The 19,754-nt window shown below is 58.8% G+C and carries 22 protein-coding genes, 1 tRNA gene and 1 pseudogene; 7 read left to right on the forward strand and 17 right to left on the reverse strand.

Annotation, left to right across the window (positions count from 1 at the left end; all coding sequences use genetic code 11):
* Nucleotides 1-86 precede the first annotated feature (86 nt).
* Nucleotides 87-557 (reverse strand): annotated as a pseudogene (locus tag C515_RS19395) (IS3 family transposase); the annotation flags it as partial.
* 145 nt (nt 558-702) lie between these two features.
* On the opposite strand from C515_RS19395, the gene C515_RS0103855 reads away from it, so the two are divergent.
* From C515_RS0103855 to C515_RS0103870, 6 genes are all read left to right on the forward strand, one after another.
* The gene (locus tag C515_RS0103855) at nt 703-1,626 is read left to right on the forward strand and encodes a hypothetical protein (RefSeq protein WP_028454457.1); all 924 of its coding nucleotides are present in this window, start codon (nt 703-705) and stop codon (nt 1,624-1,626) included.
* A 141-nt stretch (nt 1,627-1,767) separates the two neighbouring features.
* Complete coding sequence (locus tag C515_RS23445) at nt 1,768-2,196, forward strand: hypothetical protein (protein WP_144290329.1); 429 nt, start codon at nt 1,768-1,770, stop codon at nt 2,194-2,196.
* A gap of 217 nt (nt 2,197-2,413) precedes the next feature.
* On the forward strand, nt 2,414-3,334 hold the full coding sequence (locus C515_RS23450) for a hypothetical protein (RefSeq protein ID WP_144290330.1): 921 nt from the start codon (nt 2,414-2,416) through the stop codon (nt 3,332-3,334).
* A gap of 223 nt (nt 3,335-3,557) precedes the next feature.
* Nucleotides 3,558-3,806, forward strand: coding sequence for a hypothetical protein (locus tag C515_RS0103860; protein WP_028454458.1), 249 nt, complete (start codon nt 3,558-3,560; stop codon nt 3,804-3,806).
* Between the two features lie 30 nt (nt 3,807-3,836).
* Entirely contained in the window at nt 3,837-4,793 is a 957-nt protein-coding gene (locus C515_RS19400) for a tetratricopeptide repeat protein (protein ID WP_051304604.1), read from the forward strand.
* A gap of 185 nt (nt 4,794-4,978) precedes the next feature.
* Nucleotides 4,979-5,068: transfer RNA gene (locus C515_RS0103870), tRNA-Ser, on the forward strand.
* Between the two features lie 107 nt (nt 5,069-5,175).
* On the opposite strand, the gene C515_RS0103875 is transcribed toward C515_RS0103870, so the two are convergent.
* The 12 genes from C515_RS0103875 to rplM form a co-directional block, all read right to left on the reverse strand.
* Nucleotides 5,176-5,682 (reverse strand): hypothetical protein, encoded by a 507-nt coding sequence (locus tag C515_RS0103875; RefSeq protein WP_144290331.1) that lies wholly within the window; start codon nt 5,680-5,682, stop codon nt 5,176-5,178.
* A complete protein-coding gene (locus tag C515_RS0103880; RefSeq protein WP_028454460.1) occupies nt 5,675-6,040 on the reverse strand; it encodes a hypothetical protein in 366 nt (121 codons plus the stop codon). Before C515_RS0103880 ends, C515_RS0103875 begins: the two co-directional genes overlap by 8 nt.
* A 2-nt stretch (nt 6,041-6,042) precedes the next feature.
* Nucleotides 6,043-8,223, reverse strand: a complete 2,181-nt coding sequence (locus C515_RS22275) for a DUF3987 domain-containing protein (protein WP_051304605.1) — start codon at nt 8,221-8,223, stop codon at nt 6,043-6,045.
* Between the two features lie 2 nt (nt 8,224-8,225).
* Complete coding sequence (locus tag C515_RS24325) at nt 8,226-8,645, reverse strand: CHC2 zinc finger domain-containing protein (protein ID WP_051304606.1); 420 nt, start codon at nt 8,643-8,645, stop codon at nt 8,226-8,228.
* An 11-nt stretch (nt 8,646-8,656) separates the two neighbouring features.
* Nucleotides 8,657-8,866 (reverse strand): helix-turn-helix transcriptional regulator, encoded by a 210-nt coding sequence (locus tag C515_RS0103895; RefSeq protein ID WP_028454462.1) that lies wholly within the window; start codon nt 8,864-8,866, stop codon nt 8,657-8,659.
* Between the two features lie 81 nt (nt 8,867-8,947).
* A complete protein-coding gene (locus tag C515_RS0103900; RefSeq protein ID WP_028454463.1) occupies nt 8,948-9,352 on the reverse strand; it encodes a hypothetical protein in 405 nt (134 codons plus the stop codon).
* Nucleotides 9,349-10,662, reverse strand: coding sequence for a tyrosine-type recombinase/integrase (locus C515_RS19410; protein ID WP_245574980.1), 1,314 nt, complete (start codon nt 10,660-10,662; stop codon nt 9,349-9,351). Before C515_RS19410 ends, C515_RS0103900 begins: the two co-directional genes overlap by 4 nt.
* A 265-nt stretch (nt 10,663-10,927) precedes the next feature.
* On the reverse strand, nt 10,928-11,278 hold the full coding sequence (gene erpA, locus C515_RS0103915) for an iron-sulfur cluster insertion protein ErpA (RefSeq protein ID WP_028454464.1): 351 nt from the start codon (nt 11,276-11,278) through the stop codon (nt 10,928-10,930).
* A gap of 59 nt (nt 11,279-11,337) precedes the next feature.
* Complete coding sequence (locus C515_RS0103920; RefSeq protein WP_028454465.1) at nt 11,338-11,748, reverse strand: bactofilin family protein; 411 nt, start codon at nt 11,746-11,748, stop codon at nt 11,338-11,340.
* 2 nt (nt 11,749-11,750) lie between these two features.
* The gene (locus C515_RS0103925; RefSeq protein WP_028454466.1) at nt 11,751-12,476 is read right to left on the reverse strand and encodes a DUF6776 family protein; all 726 of its coding nucleotides are present in this window, start codon (nt 12,474-12,476) and stop codon (nt 11,751-11,753) included.
* A 262-nt stretch (nt 12,477-12,738) separates the two neighbouring features.
* Nucleotides 12,739-13,131, reverse strand: coding sequence for a 30S ribosomal protein S9 (rpsI, locus tag C515_RS0103930; protein ID WP_028454467.1), 393 nt, complete (start codon nt 13,129-13,131; stop codon nt 12,739-12,741).
* 26 nt (nt 13,132-13,157) lie between these two features.
* Nucleotides 13,158-13,586: a 50S ribosomal protein L13 gene (gene rplM / locus C515_RS0103935; protein ID WP_028454468.1), complete on the reverse strand. Its 429-nt coding sequence runs from the start codon at nt 13,584-13,586 to the stop codon at nt 13,158-13,160.
* A gap of 319 nt (nt 13,587-13,905) precedes the next feature.
* Between rplM and C515_RS0103940 the strand changes: the two genes are divergently transcribed.
* A complete protein-coding gene (locus C515_RS0103940; RefSeq protein WP_028454469.1) occupies nt 13,906-14,325 on the forward strand; it encodes an OsmC family protein in 420 nt (139 codons plus the stop codon).
* Between the two features lie 119 nt (nt 14,326-14,444).
* Here the strand turns inward: C515_RS0103940 and C515_RS0103945 are convergent, their stop codons facing one another.
* From C515_RS0103945 to C515_RS19415, 4 genes are all read right to left on the reverse strand, one after another.
* Nucleotides 14,445-17,183, reverse strand: coding sequence for a M16 family metallopeptidase (locus C515_RS0103945; RefSeq protein ID WP_028454470.1), 2,739 nt, complete (start codon nt 17,181-17,183; stop codon nt 14,445-14,447).
* Nucleotides 17,184-17,492: 309 nt separating this feature from the next.
* Nucleotides 17,493-18,152 (reverse strand): MCP four helix bundle domain-containing protein, encoded by a 660-nt coding sequence (locus C515_RS0103950; RefSeq protein WP_028454471.1) that lies wholly within the window; start codon nt 18,150-18,152, stop codon nt 17,493-17,495.
* A 73-nt stretch (nt 18,153-18,225) separates the two neighbouring features.
* Nucleotides 18,226-18,834 (reverse strand): cytochrome b/b6 domain-containing protein, encoded by a 609-nt coding sequence (locus tag C515_RS0103955; protein ID WP_028454472.1) that lies wholly within the window; start codon nt 18,832-18,834, stop codon nt 18,226-18,228.
* A gap of 12 nt (nt 18,835-18,846) precedes the next feature.
* Nucleotides 18,847-19,674, reverse strand: coding sequence for a formate/nitrite transporter family protein (locus C515_RS19415; RefSeq protein WP_051304608.1), 828 nt, complete (start codon nt 19,672-19,674; stop codon nt 18,847-18,849).
* Nucleotides 19,675-19,754: the final 80 nt, after the last annotated feature.

Genomic DNA, 19,754 nt, shown 5'->3' on the forward strand with positions numbered 1-19,754 from the left:
TATGCTTTGTGGCACACATCTCGACACTCAAAACTCAGCCAAGCCCAAAATCATCGAAGCAAGCCAACTGAATCTCACCAACTTTTCTAGAGACTCTTGAGCCGTTGGAAATACTGCTTTTCAAACTCTACCGGCGATAGCCCATTTGCGGAACCGTGACGACACTTCGGGTTGTAGAACAGCTCGATGTAGTCGAAGATGTCCCGCCGGGCTTCTTCCCGGTCGTTATAGGTTTTTCGCTTGATGCGCTCCCGCTTCAACAACTGGAAGAAGCTCGCCGCAACCGCATTGTCGTGGCAATTCCTGCGCCGTCTCATGCTCGGCACCAAACGATGCGCCTTCAAGAAGTTCTGCCAGTCATAACTGCTGAACTGGCTTCCCTGATCGGAATGCACGAGCACCTCCTGCGTGGGCTGGCGTCGCCATACCGCCATCCACAAGGCATTCAAGACCAGCTCCCTGTCGATGCGTGACTGCATCGACCAACCAATCACCTGCCGTGAGAACAGATCAAGCACCACCGCCAAGTACAGCCATCCCTCATGCGTGCGGATGTATCCACGTTGTTATTCCGATTACTCCAGCATCATATATTTGAACTTTTATGCCAACGGAGGTAAGCTCGAACTCAGCAGAAACAAAAAAATATTATGGAATTTAACAGCTAAGTTTTCATAAATTCTAATATTCGGAGATGGCGCAGTGGGAAAGATCACAACTAAATACAACCATATCTTGCGCACCACCGCTTTGCTTGCACTAGCATCTAGCGCAAACGCAGGCCTGCTGGATGATGTAACGAAAGAAACCAACAACAGCAAGGAATACTTCGCGATTTGGGACATTCCGAACGTTACCAACCCAGATGCACTGTACGACCAGTTGAAAGACTCAATCCGCGTACAGGCCACATCTGCCCATGCCACTCGCCCAGTGCAAGCAGATGAACCGCCAGAGTTCCCGAACAAAATGGAATTCAAAGGCATCACCGTCATGGGCATCACCATCCCGATGCCCAGCTGCAACGGCCATACTTTCCAGATCACCACGATGGACAACAGCATGGCGCAATACGGTGATAGCACGATGATGATGGCTTGTGTATTTCCTTATCGCACAGGCATGCGCATCAACTATTACGCACGGTTTTCTGAACAAGTAGGCACCAGCTCACTACTTTCAGGCGCACTACTGGGTAAAATGATTACAAAGGCAGTTGGTTTAGGCGATACCAGCAAGTTTGTTGGCTCAACCATGAATCAAATCGACTCTGATTTGAAAAATATGGGTTTGCAAGCCACTTTAGTGCAACTGCAACCAGCGATGGAAGGCAAAGTCGTCAGCGCAGACCCTCTAGCCGCCCAACAGCAAAAAAACAGACAATCCGCCAGCAACACCCAAGCAGCTCTTGCAGCTCGCAAAGAGCTTTTAGGTATTGGCCTGACTTATTCAAATCGGGACCAATTTGTTGACGCCATTAAACGCGGCGACGCCATTACCGTCGATTTATTCGTTAAAGCACGTGGCGTGGATTTGAAATCAGCAGATAACAGCGGAAAAACACCACTTCGCTATGCCACCGATGAAGAAGTAATTGGTATTTTAAAGGGTGCAGGAGCAAGCTAAGCGACCTTAAACCCTTTAATACATCGGACAAGGCCGAATGCAATTACACATAAAATCCGAGCAGCACTCAACAATGAGTTTTCGACTGCCGTGCCGCGGAAGCCAATAACATTGGCAATCAAATTTAAAGGACACTATGAAATGAATTGGAAAAACCATTCAAAAATCATTATCACTATCTGCATTTTTTCTATTTCTTTTTGGTGTCCGATGGCTCTAGCACATACAGCTGTTGCCACCGTCAAAAACCATGCTACGGAAGCCTTTGGATATGCATATAACTACCCAACACAGAAACTAGCCGATGAAAATGCCGTTAAAGCATGTCGTAGTGATGCACTAAAAAATGGGGTAGGTCATTTAGCCAAACAATGCAAAGTTGATTTACGTGGCAAAGGCCCGGGTTATGGAGCAGTCACTTGTGGGGAGAATGGCTGTGGATACGTCACAGGTTTTGATGATTCACAAGCAGCTATTGATGCTGCATATGTGCTTTGCAACACGTATTACACAAGCTGCAACACAAAAAATATTAAATACTGGGAGGACTTTGTCGGTTTTGGAAGATAACAATTAGCTGCATTCCTAGGAACAGTCAGTGAAACTGCTAGTCTTTATGCAAAGACGGTGGTTACATTATTAAGTATTCCTATGACTGTAAAATTAGAGCACAGGTTAACCCAACCTTTGATTCACTCCCAAATCAATGACCCAGTCCCAGTAAATACTGCTAGCAAAATATACCCCCCATCAGTTATAGCAATATCAACTTTTAGGTAAAATGCACATGCACAAACAGAGTTATTTTTTTGTTTTATTAGGTTTCTTAGCACTAATCGGTGCATTTGGCAATCTTGCCCATCAGCCGACTCCACTCGGAACATTTGAATATGTTTACAATGACATCAGTTATGTAGGTGGTTTGGCATGGCTATTACCGCTCTTGGCACTTACTGGAACTTGCCTTGGCTTTTTGCGAGTATTTAAATGGAGCAAAATACCCGACTTGCGTTGGTGGAGTGTTTTATTCTCTATAATTAGCCTAGTGGTGCTATTTATCGTTCAAGTACAGTCAGTCCAAAAACTTAACGAATATGCCAGCATTCCGGGAAGTAGCCCGGGCTGGGGTGCATACCTGCAATGGACTGCATATCTGCTTTATTTTGTTTACTCCTTGCGTTGGTATTCCAGCGAAGCAAATGAGCAAAACGGAACTACTGATACTGATGGACTTTCATCGTTCATAATTAATGATTTTATACCTGATGCACCAAGCAAACTCGTCAAAGTGGCGCTTTGCCTCTCCTGCCTGCTAACGGTTTTAGTATTTGAGGCTCCAGTTATCCAAGTCTCCTTGCTGAATAAAAGCGTCGGGATCAACATCAGTGCATCTGACTGGATCTGGGCCTCTTATTTCAGTGCAATTCAAATCAATCTGATTGTTCTAGCACTTATATTTGCTCCGGCAAGAATAAATTCAAGTTATTTATTTTCTGGGAAAACAGCCTGCATCGTGATTGCAATTGCTTATGCTTACATTTGGTGGGAGAGCAAACAACCAATGACAGAAGAGCTTGCAATACAAAAAGAAATGGTTTTCCAAACTACTGCATGGCCTTTTTTAATTGTGATTCTTGTTGCTATAATCGCTACATCTTTACTGCTAATCAACAAGTCACGCAAGAAAAATTTAAAAATGGCTGATTAACAAACGAAGCCGCAAGCACTTAACTGGTTTCGCAAAGCGGCCGAACAGGGCGAAGACACGGCGCAATATAACCTTTCGGCCGTGCAAGCAACTGGTCAAGGCGTTCGGCAAGATTTTGTTCAAACGAGCCGCCGAACAAGAGCTAGCCAAAGGTCAATGAGTCCAACAGGATAATACCCTTGCTGCTCACTGGTATACCAAAGCTGCCGATCAAGGAATAGCAATGGCGCAAACCCATCTTGCTCAATTGTATATGGATGGGCAACAGGCGCCACAAAACTGGGAAATTGTTTATGCACCATTCAATCTTGCCGCCAATGACGCCACCACCAATGCAGCAATAAGCATAGTGCTCGCCGCCGAACAGCTAAGCGCCAGAGACCTTGCCGAGGCAGAGCGACTTAGCAAAGACATAGCCAGACCAAATAATTTGAAACGTGCCATTGAAGCCTACCTCAGACTCTCGATTTAAAAACATGCAGCTTAAGAAATTGGAAGCCTCATGAAAATCAACCCCACACTACTTACCCCACTCATTGCAGTGCTATTTTCGTTTTCAACTGCTGCCTACGCAGGATTTGATGAAGGCCTCACAGCCTATCAAGAAAAGAACTATCCGCTTGCCCTAAAAGAATTTTCTGCTGCGGCAACCCAAGACGATGCGAGAGCTCAATTCGGCCTCGGCCTCTTATATTCCAAGGGTCTTGGTGTAGCACAGGACCATATACAAGCCATCAGTTGGTACCGCAAAGCAGCGGAGAAAGGTAATGCTCAAGCGCAGCATAATCTCGGTCTCATGTATCAAAAAGGCCAAGGTGTTGCACCGGATTACCCGCAAGCCGTCAGCTGGTATCGCAAGGCAGCCGAGCAAGGGTATGCAGATGCGCAAAACAACCTCGGTCAAATGTATGACGAAGGTCGAGGCATAGCACAAAGCTACAATCAAGCCCTGTATTGGTATAGGAAAGCCGCCGAGCAAGGCAATGAAGCTGCACAATTAAATCTAGGCATCATGTACCACTTGGGCCAAGGTGTGAAACAGGATGTCATGCAAGCCTTCAACTGGTATAGCAAAGCAGCCAAGCAAGGACATGCGGGTGCTCAATACAATCTCGGCGTCATGTATGGCAGCGGCCAAGGTACAACACAGGACTACTTGCAAGCGTTCTACTGGTATCGTAAATCAGCCGAGCAAGGGAACGTAGGGGCACTCAACAATCTCAGTGCGATGTTCCTCGGCGGCCAAGGTGTACAGCAAAATCCAATCGTTGCTTATGCTCTATGTAATGTCTCCGCCTCACTAGAAGGATCAACGGACAATAAGGCAATCAAGGTTCGCGATATATTAAAAACTAACATGACGCCCAAGCAAATCACTATTGGGGATGCCCTCAGTCGAGAAATGCTCAAGCCAAATAATTTGTTGAAAGCATTGGATGCCTATTTGAAAAAAAGCTAAAAAGTCAGCAGGGGGACTAGACCTGTTACACAAACTGCTACACAATACTCACCTCGATTGCCACTTAGCCTTAAGAGTTATTTAAAATTAATTTTTAGAATTTACAGAAATTAAGGCAATCTAAAAACTTAAATCATTGAATTTAAACACAAATTCAGCAATGGTTGCGGTGTTTTATCAAGTACGGAAGCGTGGCTGAGTGGTTTAAGGCAGCGGTCTTGAAAACCGTCGGGGATTTACGTCCCCCGTGAGTTCGAATCTCACCGCCTCCGCCAGAATATGCGCACAAAGCCCTGATTATTCAGGGCTTTTTCTTTTTCACACCTAGGCGACCCCACATTTAGCCCCACATCAGGCGATGCACTGCGCTGGCGCTGCCCGGTCAGCTTGCCCGTGTGCGCTCGACAATCGCTTCCAGCGCAGCAAGGCGCGTGGCTAGCTGCTCAGTTTCAAAAATCGCCATCCGCGTGCTGATCGCTGAAACCATCGCCACCCCAATGTCGGCAGGTACATGCCCAGTCGCGATGCCATCGATAATCGCGTCGGCCCGTTGCGTCGCCGTTGCGCCGGCAGGGAATTGGATCTCAACAAGCGGCATTGCTGATTTTGATAGCGGCGCAAGTCTGGCGAGAATCTCGGCCATGATGCGGCCAGCTTGAGGGCTGGCGTCATCGAGTGCACGGGCCACAAGCTCACTGGCGAAAGCCTCTTCACTTAGCCCACGGTCTGCCAACGCCTTAAGGATGTGCGCGCGCCAGCCATTGCCCCGACGACGTTGCGGCTGATAGTCTGCTGAAAATTGAGCCATTTCCCGTATTTTCTCCGTTTTTACGATGCAGCAATGATAGTCTTTAGCTACTGAAAATGGTATTTGATAGTTTCTACGCATAGCAGGGGCCGGTGTCCGGTCGGGAAATGAAGGCCATCACATCGGCCAGCGCCAGCGATTCGGCTACATCCCGGCTGTGCTGCCCATCATGCTCACGAATTGCGGCGCGTTCCTGATACAGCTCGGCTACGGTTAGCCAAGGCAGCTTGCAGCCACTTGTCAGCCATGCCCCGACAATCTCGGGTGGCGCGTGGTCTGTCTGCTGCTTCAATTCGGCAATGATGGTTTCCTTATGCCGGCGGATGTAGTTGGCCAGCTCCGGGGTGATGCGCTCGGCAGGTGTAACCGCGATTTTCTGGCCGTCCGGTTTCAGGCTGACGCAGAGGCCAGCCCCGGCCAAAATGAACAGGGCTGACATGGTCAAAACTCCATACTTGCGGCTTCCAGATCGTCCAGCCAAGCCGCATGATCGGCTGTAAGGTTTGGCGGGGTTGTGGCCTCCTGAAAAATCACGCTTTCCGGTTTGCTGTCGCTGTCTTTGCTGTTTTTGCTGTCTGCGGCGCAGTTTTCTCCTGTCCAGACAGCAGAGACAGCAGAAACAGCGACAGCAGCGGGCTGAAACAGCGTTATTTCTCCTGTGTCCTCCGTAAGCCAGCGGCGGCGCAATAGCTCATCAATCGCAGCGGTGCGGCGGTTCACGTCCCTGCGCAATACTCCCGGCGCATACTGCCCCAGCTTTTTCCGAGTGAAGCTCTGCCAGTCCTTGCGTTGCAGCCAGTGCAGCAGGCTTTGCGCATCGCGCTCGGCTTGCGTCAGTGTGCCGGCCTTCTGGTGGGCGAGCCATTCTTGCAGCGAATATTCCACCAGTGACACGGCGCAGCGCATGACATCGCCATTCACGACGGGCAGCGCCAGCCCCTTGTAGTGCTGCTCCCAGATTGCAAACACGGCGGCGATCCGAGCGGCCAGTTCGCCGGCACGGTTGGCAAAGGCAGCGATGCAATCCAGATCGCCGGACTTGCCAAGCTCACTTTCGGTGCGGTTGTAGAAGTCCAGCCATTCGGTCGTGGCGGCGCTATCCAGCGTCACGGCTTCCAGTGCCAGTCCACCATTCGCATCCAGATTCAGCGGCTTGGCAACCATACCGGCCAGCGTTTCCCAGTAGCGGCCAATACGCCCATCCTGATCGGCACGACGGCTCAGGTCAGCAGCGGTCAGCAGGCGATTACCTGCCAGTGATGCCGGCGCAGCCAACAGGAATCGTGGCAGGAAACCTTGCCCCCGCAAGATCGGGTCGCCCAGCGCCTCACGCACAACAACGGGTTGCACGCTCAGGAAAAGGCCAAAACGCACGCGGAAGCGGAAGCCGCCCATGCCCTCCCCGACGCGGTCACGCTCGCAGCCCTTGCCGTCAAATAGCCTCGTCAGACTGCCAAGGCTGGCGGCGCGGGTGTCACTCTTAAGGGAATGCCCGCCCAGCAGTGAGCCACCTTCATCAGTGGACAGGCTCAGAGCTGGCGCTGAACCACGGATAAAGGCGACTTCCACGGCCTGTACGGTCGTGTCCGTGAAAATCGTTCTCGGGTCGGGCGGCAGATCAGTCAGCAGCGCAGCGCGGTCTTTGGGCTTGGCGGCAAAGGCTTCCTGCTCAGCCTGCTGCATGGCGAGTTTGTGGGCATTGCGTGCCTCAACTTCGGCCGTGGTAATGGGGCGTGTCGCCAGCCGGTAGCATTCCGATTTCCGTTCGCCGGACGCGGCCAGCGTCAGCACAAACACGCTGCAAGGCATGGCTCCGGTCTTGGGGTGGCTGGCATCGGCAAGGCGCATCGCCACATGCGCCACGGCAGCAAGCACGGCCATGCCAGCCAGCGCGACAGGGGCTTGCGCATGGTCGGCAATGGCTTGTGCTGCTTCCCGCATGCCGTCGGGCAAGCAATCATCCGGCCATGGCGTCGGCTCGCTGTCTTGCTCAAACGGCTCCGGCCCTTCAATCTCCGGGCTTACCTTTTCCCATTCCAGATCGGCAAACGGATCGCCGTCCGGGTGCAGCTCGAACCAGTCGAACGCATCGCCCTTGTCGGGTGCGCCAGTGCTGCCCGGATCAACAGTCCAGGCAGTGCAGCCTTGTTGCAGCAGGCGCGGCAGCAGTTCGCACGCCCAGCTCGTCCCGGCTTTGTCATAGTCGGCCCACAGGTGCACGGAGCGGCCTGCCAGCGGCTTCAGATCGCACGTTGCGGCATTGCCAGCCCCGCCGGTACTCAGCGCCACGAAACCGCGCCGGGTGCAGGCATCAGCGGCTTTCTCGCCTTCCAGCAAAATCACGCGGTCAGCGCCAGCCAGCAGCGCCAGGTTAAAAAGCGGCCTGCCGTCCGGGTGCGTCGGCTCGCCCAGCTTGAAGCCCTGCCCATCGCGCCAGAATGGGCGGATTTCCTTCCTGCCGTCCCGGTGCTTGCAGCGAAAGCGCCAAAACAGAGGCGCTCCGTCTTGGCTGGTATAAACATGCAGTCCTTCCGCTACATAACCTTGCGCCAGATACCTAGCGGCAAAGCCCCTTGCGGCGTCCTTGGTAGCGCCATCGGCTCGAATCGTTATATCAGCCATATTCAAGCCCTCCAAGCGTTCAGCCGCTTGGCTGCGGTCGGAAAATCGCAGCCGCTGCGCTGCATCTCGAAGGCCAGCACATCGCCGCCATGCACTCCGCAGGCCATGCAGCGGAATGCCCCGGTTTCGAGATTGATCCGCAGGCTTGGCGTCGTGTCGGTGTGAAAGGGGCAAAGCGCATCGCGCCAGACGCCACGGCCATGCAGGCGCATCGCTTGGCGGTCGCCGTAGTAGCTGGGTGGCGACGGCAGCAAATCACGATCAAAGCGCCCTTGCTGGCGCTGTGCAGGCTTGGATTTTTTGGCTATCTGGCTGGCGGCAAAGGCGGTCAGTGCTTCCCCGATACGGTCGCGGAATGATGTAGAATCGACGTGCTGATCGTCGGCGCTGCTCGTTTTTTGGGTGGCGCTATTTTTTTGCATGGCCGCCCCCGTTATGCCGCACGGCGGGCGCGGGAATCTACAAAGTCGGCGATTTCATCAGAGCGCCATGCCACAGCACGCGCACCAATGCGCACCGGCTGCGGGAATTGGCCGGTGGCCATCATCGCGTAAATTGAGCTGCGGCTAAGGCCGGTAACCTGCTCGACAATCGGGCGGCGCAGCAGTTGCGGCAGGGTGGGAAATTGGCTTGCCTGGGTCATCTCGAATCGTCCTTTGCCTTTCGCGGCGTTTGTTGGAACGACTCGGATTTAATACCTGATTATCTGCGCAAAATAGAAACGTCAGCGGGGCTTGGCGTTACCCCTTTTAGCGCGAGCATATGCGGCTTTGGCCGTTTCTTGCTCGGTATAGCCAAATGCGCTTGCCAGCATGGCGTGCAGGTCATCGTTGCGCAGTCGCAGCGCCTTCTTATCAGCCCGATTCAGCGGAACGTATTTAAACTGCTGCCGCCATGCCTCCCAAACCTGCCCCAACTCCAGCAATTGCTGCTCTCGCAGCTTGGGTTTTTTGGGTCGATCAACACGCCCCCTGATGAAGTCTGCAATATATCGCCGCGCCTCAGCATCCAGCGGCAGGCCTTCAATAATGACCTGCTCAAGCCGGGATGTATCGCCCGTCTGCTCGAACCATTGCCGGGCAGCGATGAATTGCGAGCGTGCGCTGATTTCTTCAATGGTCGCCATCATGCAGCCCTTGCATGGATCGGCACGACGTTGTCCGCGCCAGCCTCTTTGCCAGCAACAAAGTCAGCCCATGCCTGCATCATTGGCCGGCGCAAATCCAGCAGGCGCTCGCGATGATAGGCGGCCTCGACTTTGCCCCCGACAGCATGCGCCAGCGCCATTTCGGCAAGGTCGCGGTCATAGCGATTTGCGCTTGCCCAGTCCCTGAAGCTGGATCGGAAACCGTGCGCAGTTGCAATACGGCCGGGCGTGCTGCTGGGGGCCTGTACGCGGCGCAGAAAGGCGGTCAGTACCATGTCGCACACTTCTTTGCGGTCGCGTGGGCTGGGGAAAATCAGCGTTTCGTGCATGCCTTGCTGCTGGCGCAGAATCGCAAGCGCCCGGTCAGATAGCGGCACGACATGGGACTGTTTTGCCTTCATGCGTGAGGCCGGCACGATCCATAAGCCAGCCTCCCAATCAATTTCCGCCCACGTTGCCCCGCGCACTTCACCGGATCGCGCAGCAGTCAAAATCAAAAATTCCAGCATAGGGCGCGTAACGTCATATCTGTCCGCGCCATGCAGGTGTTCCGCCACCCATGCCGGCACATCACGCCACGGCATTGCAGGCTGGTGCAGTGTGCGGGCCGCCTTGCCCGGTTGCTGAGGCAGCAGGTAATCCACGACATCAACCGGGTTTGCGCTCACGAAACCGTGCGCCCAGCCCCACGCCATCACGGCATGCATGCGCTGCTTTGTTCGCGCCGCAGTCTCCGGCTTTTCCATCCAGATCGGGCGCAGCGCATCGGCCACATGCTTTGGCGCGATTGCATCCAGCGGCAAGGCCCCAATTTTGGGAAAAATGAACTGCGCCAGGGTGTTTATCCACTGCTGGCCGTGCTTGGCGTTTTTCCAGCCCGGCAGCAATTCGGCATGCAGCGTGCGGGCGGCCTCTTCAAAGGTCGGCATTTTCGGCGCGGCGGCTTCGGCTCGTTTGACCTCAAGCGGATCAATGCCGGCGGCAATCTGCTTGCGCATTTCTTCGGCAGCCTCTTTCGCAGCGGCTATGCCCACTTCCGGGTAACTGCCCAGCCCAGCATCACGGCGCTTGCCGGTCAGTGGCGACACAAAGCGCAGCTCCCATTTGCCGCGCCCTTTGGTCTTTGTTGGCAGCAGTCGCAGGCCCGGAACGCCGCCATGCGGCAGCGGCCTGCCATCAGGCTTGAGTGCTCTTGCTTTGGTGTCGGTTAGTAGCGCCATTTTGCCCCCGGAATCAGCCCCACATTTAGCCCCACACGAAAGGCAGGCTTTTGCAGGAATCCACAGGAACATTCTAGCACAGCACCACACACAAACCCTTGTTTATGCTTGGATTTATTGGATTAAACAGGAACATGCCGGAACAGCATCAGGCGGTCACCGCCTCCGCCAGAATATGCAAAACCCAGACGCGCTCTGGGTTTTTTCTTGTCCACTCGTCAATACCCGCCAACCCATCAACCCTCACGCCAACCTGCTGCTTGGCCATGGGCACATACCCAGCAAACGACCATAAAAAAACCTCGCCGCAGCGAGGTTTTTACGAACGGGCAACAACTCAGACCGAGAAGGACGAACCGCAGCCACAGGTCGACTGGGCGTTCGGATTCTTGATGGTGAACTGCGAGCCTTCCAGGCTTTCGACATAATCGATCTCGGCGCCAACCAGATACTGGTAGCTCATCGGATCGATCAGCAGGGTAACGCCGTTTTTCTGCACGGCAGTATCGTCATCGTTGGTGATTTCATCGAAGGTGAAGCCGTACTGGAAGCCCGAGCAGCCGCCGCCAGTCACGAAAACCCGCAGCTTGAGGTCCGGGTTGCCCTCTTCGAGAATCAGTTCATTGACTTTGGCAGCCGCGTTATCGGTGAAGATGAACGGCAGCGGGGTATCTGTAGCAGCGCTCATGCCTGGCTCCAAAATAGTTGACTAATAAAGTAGGATTATCCGCATTCGTGCCGCGCGGGTCAATTGGCTTCCTTGACCGGCTCGATGGAGGCCGGATCGACCTCGACGCGCTGGCCGTTCGCCAGATGCACCAACCGCCCCTGGATAACGGCGCCGGCGTGCATTTCCAGTGTCTGGTAGCTCAAATCGCCGTTGACCCGCGCCTTGGGCTGCAATTCGACATACTTGGACACCTCGATCGGACCGTTGATTTCGCCATTGAGGATCAGATGGCTGCACTGCACGGCCCCGGTAATCACCGCCTTTTCGCTGATGACCAGCGTACCGTTCTTGCGGTCGGCAGCAAGCACATCGCCCTCCACCCGGCCATCAATGCGCAAGCCGCCACTGAAGGCAATATTGCCGGTGAGCGTGGTGCCCTGGCCGATCAGGCTGTCGATCTTGGTGCTGCCCTTCTTGTTGCCAAACATCCTCATTCCCCCTGTTTCTGCTGGCAACTGGCCAGCACATTGTTGTCGGCATCGACGACCCTGGCTTCAAACCACTGCGGTCCGGCGCCAGCGGGCAGACTGATCACGCCATCGCTGCGCCCGTAATGCCGGAATTTCAAGGCCTGCTCCGGCAGCGTCTGCGCCAGCGTCTTGCCATCCTGGCGGTAATGCAGCGCCAGCTGCAAGCGCCCCTGAAAATCGGTGTCGCGATTGATACCCTGAATCAGCAACAGGCGATAACGCGCGCCGCCGTTGGCCTCCGGCACAATACCGCACACGGCAATCGATACCGGCTTGTTGCGCTCATTGGCCTGCAGCAACGACTGGAAAAACGCCAGCGTCTCCTGCTGCAGGCTCAACTGGCCACGCAATTCAGCCAGCTCGCTGGCCTGTGCGGCACGTTCGGCCTCGCGCATGCGCAAGGCCTGACCCAGCACGGCTTCGCGCGCGAGCACGGCGGCAAACTCGCTTTCGAGATTGGCGCCACGGGGCATGCTGGCGGCACCGCTCGGCGCGGCAAGCAACCGCTGCGGCTGCGGCTGCGACTGGCGCGCATGCCAGCCCCCACCCAGCCAGCCCAGCCCCAGCAGCGCCACGGCCAGCCCCGCCTTCAGCAACCAGGCTTGCCAGCCGTGCGCAGCCTGTACGCGCGGCGGTGCGGCTACCAGACGGCGACGGCGCGCACGATGCCAGTGCTTGATGGGCATCTCAGCGCCAGCTCATTCCCGGCACAGGTGCGCAACCACGGCGCTCCTGCCAGCCAGGCTGATCACCCGCCGCACCATCCGCATCAACGGCCACTTTCAAGCTGAACATGCACGTTTCCCGCCTACAGAAATTTGTCAGCGATATTAAAACAAAAAGTCGCCGAACGGCGACTTTGCAGCAGGACTGCCCCGGAAACACAAAAGCCACCCCGAGGGGTGGCTTTTTGCGTGGGCAAGCAGTCCGGCGAAATCGTTGTAACGATTAGCGCTTGGAGAATTGCTTGCGACGACGTGCGCCGCGCAGACCCACTTTCTTACGTTCAACTTCACGGGCGTCGCGGGTCACCAGACCTGCGGCCTTCAGCGTGCCCTTCAGGGCTGCGTCGAAGTCAACCAGAGCGCGAGTCAGGCCGTGGCGGATGGCGCCAGCCTGGCCGGTTTCGCCACCACCGGTCACATTGACCATGATGTCGAAAGCTTCGAGGTTGTTGGTCAGCGCCAGCGGCTGACGAACAACCATGCGGCCGGTTTCACGGGCGAAGTATTGGTCAACCGGCTTGCCGTTAACCACGATGTTGCCAGTACCCTTCATCAGGAATACACGCGCAACAGCGCTCTTGCGACGACCGGTACCGTAGTTGTACTTACCTACCATTTTGCAATCCTTTCCTATACGCCGGCTTACAGAGCCAGGGCTTTCGGTTGTTGCGCGGCGTGCGGATGCTCGCTACCGGCATAAACCTTCAGCTTCTTGATCATGGCGTAACCGAGCGGGCCCTTCGGCAGCATGCCCTTTACGGCCAGTTCCAGCGCACGACCCGGGAATTTGGCTTGCATCTCGGTGAAGTTACGCTCATAAATGCCACCCGGGTAACCGGTGTGACGGAAGTACTTCTTGCTGGTGGCCTTGTCACCGGTCACGCGCAGCTTGTCAGCGTTTACAACAACGATGTAATCGCCGCAATCCACGTGCGGGGTGTACTCAGCCTTGTGCTTGCCGCGCAGACGCTTGGCAACTTCAGCCGCAACACGACCGAGCACGAGATCAGCTGCGTCAACGACGAGCCATTCGCGCTTCACTTCATGCGGCTTGGCAGAAAAGGTTTTCATGACTGCTATTCCACGTTTTCTGATTTCGAGAAAGTCGCAGATAATAAACGACCCGGCAAGGGGATGTCAAACCCCGATTGCGGATGCGTACAAAAATGGCGTCTGCGAACAAGAATGGGCGCGCCGTGCGCCTGCGGTTCATTCGTCGGGCCGGGCCCGGCGACCGGGCTTGGGCTGGCGCGCAGCGGCCATGCGGGCAGCGGCGCGGGAATCAGCAAGACCGGTCTGCCGGCGGCGCGGGGGCACGCGGGCGGTCTGGTCGTGGCGCGACAAGGCGGTACAATGCGCCATTACCACCGGAAACACAAGGACCAAGCCGATGAAAGTACGTCTGAAATGGGTTGAGGAAGTGAGCTTTCTCGCACAGAGCGAATCCGGCCATGCCGTGCTGATGGATGGCCCGCCCGAGGGCGGCGGCCGCAATCTGGGCCCGCGCCCGATGGAAATGGTACTGATGGGTGCCGCCGGCTGCTCGACCTATGACGTGATCCACATCCTGAAAAAGGGCCGCGCCGATGTGCGCGACTGCGTGGTCGAGGTCGAGGCCGACCGCGCGGAGACCGAACCCAAGGTCTTCACCCGCATTCACCTGCATTTCATCGTCAAGGGCCGGGGCCTCAAGCCCGAACAGGTGGAGCGCGCGATCAAGCTGTCGGCGGAAAAATACTGCTCGGCGACCATCATGCTGGCCAAGACCGCCGAGGTCACCCACGACTTTGAAGTGCTGGAAGTCGACTAAACCCAGGCTCTGTTGATGTTTGGCTGATAGCAATCAGACATCAACACAGCCTGATACCCCAGCACCATACAGCCTCTGACCCTTTACGTAAAAAGGTCAGAGGCATATACCCCGCAATATCAGCCCCCTTCCTGCCACAGACCGGCCAGCTGCCCTGCCGCGACGGGCGCGCTGCAGCCGGTGGCATCCAGATAGGCGGCGTCAGCCGCCAGCCAGCGCAGCGCGGCTTCCTGCACGGTCGCCGGCGTGATGATCTGCGCCAGATCGGGCGCGAGCCAGCCGGTATCCGGCCCGTAACGCCAGTGGAAACTCAGCGTGCCGGCAAAGCCGGCCGCGTGCAGCGGGCGCTCGGCAATCTGCTTGGCCATGCGCGCCAGCACCGCATCGACTTCGGCGGCGGTGACACCCCCGTCCTGCAGGCGGCGGATTTCGCGGATGCTCAGTTTCGCGAGATCCAGGCAACGGTCGGCCGCGCCCTGGTTGGCCAGCTGGAATGCCACGCCGACGCCGGGCCCGACATCGTAGCCGGCATGCACGGCATAGCTCAGCCCGCCCTCGACCCGCAGCACCGGCATCAGCCGCTGGCGCAGGATGTCGGCCAGCGCGTCGAGCAGCCAGGCATCGCGCGCCGCAACCGCCTGCGGCGTGACAAAGCGCCAGCTCAGCTGCGCCTGTCCCTTGCCCACCCCATTGAGCACGCGCTCGGGACGCAGCGGCAGCAGGGCAACGCCGGCACGCGGGGCGGCGGGTCGCGCCTTGAGGCTGCCCAGATAGCGCTCGGCCAGCACCTGCAGCGCCTGCGGGTCGGCAATGCCGGTAAGCGTCACCCGCAGTTGCGCCGGGTCGCCGAACAGCAGGGCGTGTGCCTGCTGCAATTCCGCGACCGTCAGCTGCTGCGCGACCGTCTCGGGCCAGTTGCGCCAGGGCCAGGCCTCGCCATGCGCCAGCAGGCCCAGGCGGTCACCGCGCTCGCCGCGCAGCCACTGCGCCAGGCCATCGGCAGCCCGCTGGCGGGCGCGCTCGTCGGCGGGCAGCGGCTGCAGGGCCAGATGCAGCACCTGCAGCAGCGGCTCGAGATCCTGCGGCGCCGCACTGCCACCCAGACCATGTTCGTCGACGCCAATCCACGGCGAGAGCCCCAGCGTGCGTCCGGCCAAGGCATCGGCCAGCTGTTCGCGCGTCAGGCCTCCGAGCCCGGCCTGATTCTGGTAGCCCGCCAGCACGCTGCCGGCCACCCGCAGGGACTCGGGCAGCGCCAGCATGCCGCCATCCGCACGCACGGCGATGCCGACCTGCTCGTCGGCCTGCAGGCGCTTTTGCCACAACAGCTGCAGGCCGTTGGCAAAGTGCCAGATCGCTCCTCCGGCCACGGCCTCGCGCCGCAGCACCGGGCCGGCAGGTGGCAGGGTCTCCAGCAGCGGACGCGACGTCACCTGGCGCACGCCGCCTTCCAGCTGGCGCGCGGCCACGCGGGCGCGGATGGCCAGCGCATCGTCGCGATTGAAATAACCAAAGCGGACGGCATCATCGGCGCTGGCGCGTTGCAGCTGCGCCACGACGCCCGGACTGGCAAGCAGGCCGGCCAGCGCCTGCTGCACGGCCTGTGGCGTCGCCGCAGCCGCCTGGCGCGTCAGGCGCGGCAGATAGTCGGCCGGCGTTTCCAGCCGCCCGCCTTCGCGGGCATGCGCGCTGAGCAGCGCCAGCCAGTCCTGCTGATCGAGCGGCAATCTGGCACGCGCCTCGGCATTGGCGCGATGCAGACGCAGGACTTCGCCAACCTCTTCGGCCGAAAAGCCGTTGCGGGCGGCGCGCTCGGCCTCCGCCAGCACCTCTTCCAGCGCCAGCAGCGGCTGGCCGGCACGCAGGTCGACATTCAATCCCCACAGCACCAGATCGGGCACGCCGCTGCCGCTGAAAGCCTGGGAATTGTCGTAGCTGCGCCCTTCGCGGGCCGCATGCAGGCGGCGCTGCACCAGATCCAGCGCCAGGCCACGCAGGAAATCGCGCTGCAGCAGCGCATCATCGGCCGGCTGTCGGCGCTCTTCCAGCCAGACCCAGCCGGCCTGCGAACGCGACAGCTGGGCGCCATGATAACTGGCATACAGGTCGACCCCGCGCAAGGGCTCGGCCGGTGCGCGCCGGGCCGGGGCGCCGGCCGGGAGATCGCCAAACAGGGCCGGCAGCAGCGCCTCGACGGCCGCCGCGTCAATGTCGCCCACGACAATCAGCGTCATGCGGCTGGCTACATAGTGGCGGCGGTAAAAATCGGCCACGCGCGCCAGCGGCATGCCGGCCACGATTTCGGCCACGCCAATGGGCAGGCGCGCACTGTATTCGCGCCCCGGATAAAAGGTGTCGATGTAGTGCACCCAGTTGCCGCTGTCCTTGCTGCGCATGCGCATCTCGTCCAGCACAACCCGGCGCTCGGTGGCCAGCTCCTCGGCATCGAACTCGATGCCGCCGCCCCAGTCCGCCACCAGCCGCAGCGCACGCGGCAGTGCGTCGCGTCCGACCTTCAGGTGGTAAACGGTCTCGTCGTAACCCGTCCAGGCATTGCTGTCGCTGCCAAAGCGCATGCCCTGACTGTCGAGAAAGGCCGCGACCTCGCCCTTGCCGAAATGGCGGGTGCGCCGGAACGCCATGTGCTCCAGCAGGTGGGCGACGCCACGCTCGTCGTCGGCCTCGTCCAGCGCGCCGGTCTTCACCACCAGCTGCAGCGCCACCTTGCCGGGCGGATTGGCGCTTTCCTTCAGCAGGTAGCGCAGGCCATTGGGCAGCACGCCGTCGCGCAGCACCTCGGCCGCGTGGGCCGGGGCAAGGAGGATCAGGACGCAGGAAGCAAGCAGCAGGCGCAACATGGGCACATCATCCGGCAAATCGCGAAGTCCCGATCATAGCACCGTGCGGGCGACAGACGGCAGGCAAATACTTGCCACACTATCGCGCCACAACCCTTTACTGTATTGGGTCACAGACAAATACCTACCGAATCACGGAGAAAGTGCCGCGCAAAAACCGGAAAACCTTCAACGCAGAGACACAGTAGAAAAACCAGAGAGGTGCGCATCTTTCCTCTGCGTCTCTGCGTTGGATTCTGACTTTCCCGCTACCTTCCGGCTTGCTCCGGCGCGGTGAGGCCGCACATTGTGGGAGCCGGCATGGCCGCCTCAGGTGTCGCCCGGCCCTCGGGGCAGGCTGCGGCGAAACAGCCAGGCAGCGGCCAGCACGAAGAGAATGCCGGCGATGGTGGCCACGATGATGATCAGCGCCGTGCGCCGGCCGGTCTGCATCGACTGCTGCACCACCTGGTCGACCAGCCTTTCCTTGTAGCGCATGTGCTCGGCAAAGGCCGCGGTCAGGCGCTCGCCGGCCGGCTTCCATTCGCTTTCGATGATGATCACCGCCTGCTCGCGGTCATGGCGGCGCGAGGCGTCGAGCACGCGGTCGAGCGCGTCCAGGTACACGGCAAGCAGCGCCTCGTCGCTGGCCAGCAGCTCGCGGTCGCGCGCATTGACGGCCAGGTCCTTGCCGTATTCGGCCAGACGTTCGCGGATTTCGGCGATATTGCGGCGTATCGTCGCCTCGTGCGGCGCCTTGCGCTGCGCGTCGTCGTAGGAGAGGTGATAGAGCGCGTTGACGCGGATCAGCAGGAAATCGCGCTCGACGCTGGAGAGGATGGCGAGGCTGCGGATGATGTTCTCGTCGGTGAACTCCAGCTCGTCGGCGACCTGGCGCGAGCCGAGCACACCGATCAGGCCGGTGATCAGCAGCGCCAGGATGGCGCCGCCGACGATGGCAAACAGGCGCTGGCGGACGGTAAACAGCATCGCGGCCCTCCCCTCTCAATCACGTCCCCTGCCGGCGTGGCGCAACGGCAGGCAGGGGCATCCAGACCGCGCCTCAGCGCCGGGCGGTCTCCGGCTGATCCAGCCGCACGCCGGCGTCGTCCTCGACCGGCGCCAGCAGATAGGCCAGCGCCTCCTGCTCGGGCTGCATGCGCGCCAGTGTACCGGTACGCGCGAAGCAGTGCAGCGCCACGGCATAAAGCGCGTGCAGCAGGCACAGCGCCACAAAGATCATGCTGGCCATGCCGTGCAGCTCGCGCATCAGCGCCAGCGCCGACGGCGCCAGCAACAGCGGCACCTGCCAGCCCAGCCAGACATTGCCCGCCGCGTAGGCCAGCATCAGCAGCGTGCCGGTGCAGGCCAGAAAACCGACCGCGCCGTACAACAGCGCGTGCAGGCAGCGCGCCACCAGCTGCTGCTGCGCGTCGCAGCCGTCGACGGCCGGCGTGCCGAAGCGGCTGAACACGGTCAGGCGCAGCAGGTTGAGCAGAAAGAGCAGCTGGCCGGTCACGACATGGGCGCCCAGCAGCGCGGCGCGCGACAGGCCGCTGCCGCCCCAGCCAAGCAGCAGCGCCGACACGCCGCAGGCGCCGGCCAGCAGGGCCACCAGCCAGTGCAGCAGGATGGACAGTGGATGATAGGCGGGGCTGGTGCTGAGCGTCATGGCAGTCTCGGATCAGGGCAGGTCGATTTCGGCAGGCTGGTCGACCTTGCCGTCGCTTTCGCTGTACAGCCAGGCATAGGGCAGACCGATCAGCAGGGCGCCGCCGACGATATTGCCCAGCGTGGCCGGCAGCAGGTTGTCGATCACGAACTGGCCCAGGCCGATGTCCGCGCCGGCCAGCATGGCAGCCGGAATGAAAAACAGGTTGGCGATGCTGTGCTCCATGCCCAGCGCGACGAAGGCCATCACCGGCGCCCAGATGCCGACCATGCGCCCCAGCGTGTCCTTGGCCGAATAGCCCTGCCAGGCGGCCACGCACACCAGCATGTTGGCCAGCATGCCCTTGATGAACACCACATGGAACGGCTGGTGCACCTTGTGCTCGGCCAGCTTGCGGGCATAGGCGGCCCAGGGCTGGTGCGCGTCGAGCAGGCCGGTCAGGTAAGCAAACACCAGGGCGGCAAACAGCGCGCCGACCAGATTGCCGGCATAGGACACGCCCCAGACGCGCACCACTTCCAGCAGCTTCACCTGCCGGCGATAGAGCGGCACCATCTGCGTGGCGCAGTTGGAGGTGAAGAGATCGGCGCCGGTCAGCACCACGGCGATAAAGCCCACCGGAAAGACCGCGCCAAACAGCAGCTTGTCCAGCCCCGGATTCTGGGCGGCCAGCGTCGTCGCACCGCCGGCAACCACCAGCGCCAGCAAGGCGCCCAGCGCAATGTAGACGCCGCCGAGAAAGGCCATCACCAGCAGCCGGGGCTGCTGCAGCGTCGCCTTGCTGACGGCGGATTCGTTGATGTAATTGACCAGGTAATGCGGAGCGAGAATCTGGGCCATGGCAGCTGAAATCATGACGGAGGGATGAGGTGACTCTACGCCATCCGTACTAGTCCGAAAGTGGTAATAAAACACAAAAG

Source organism: Chitinilyticum litopenaei DSM 21440, assembly GCF_000428145.1.
GTDB classification, from domain to species: Bacteria; Pseudomonadota; Gammaproteobacteria; order Burkholderiales; family Chitinibacteraceae; genus Chitinilyticum; species Chitinilyticum litopenaei.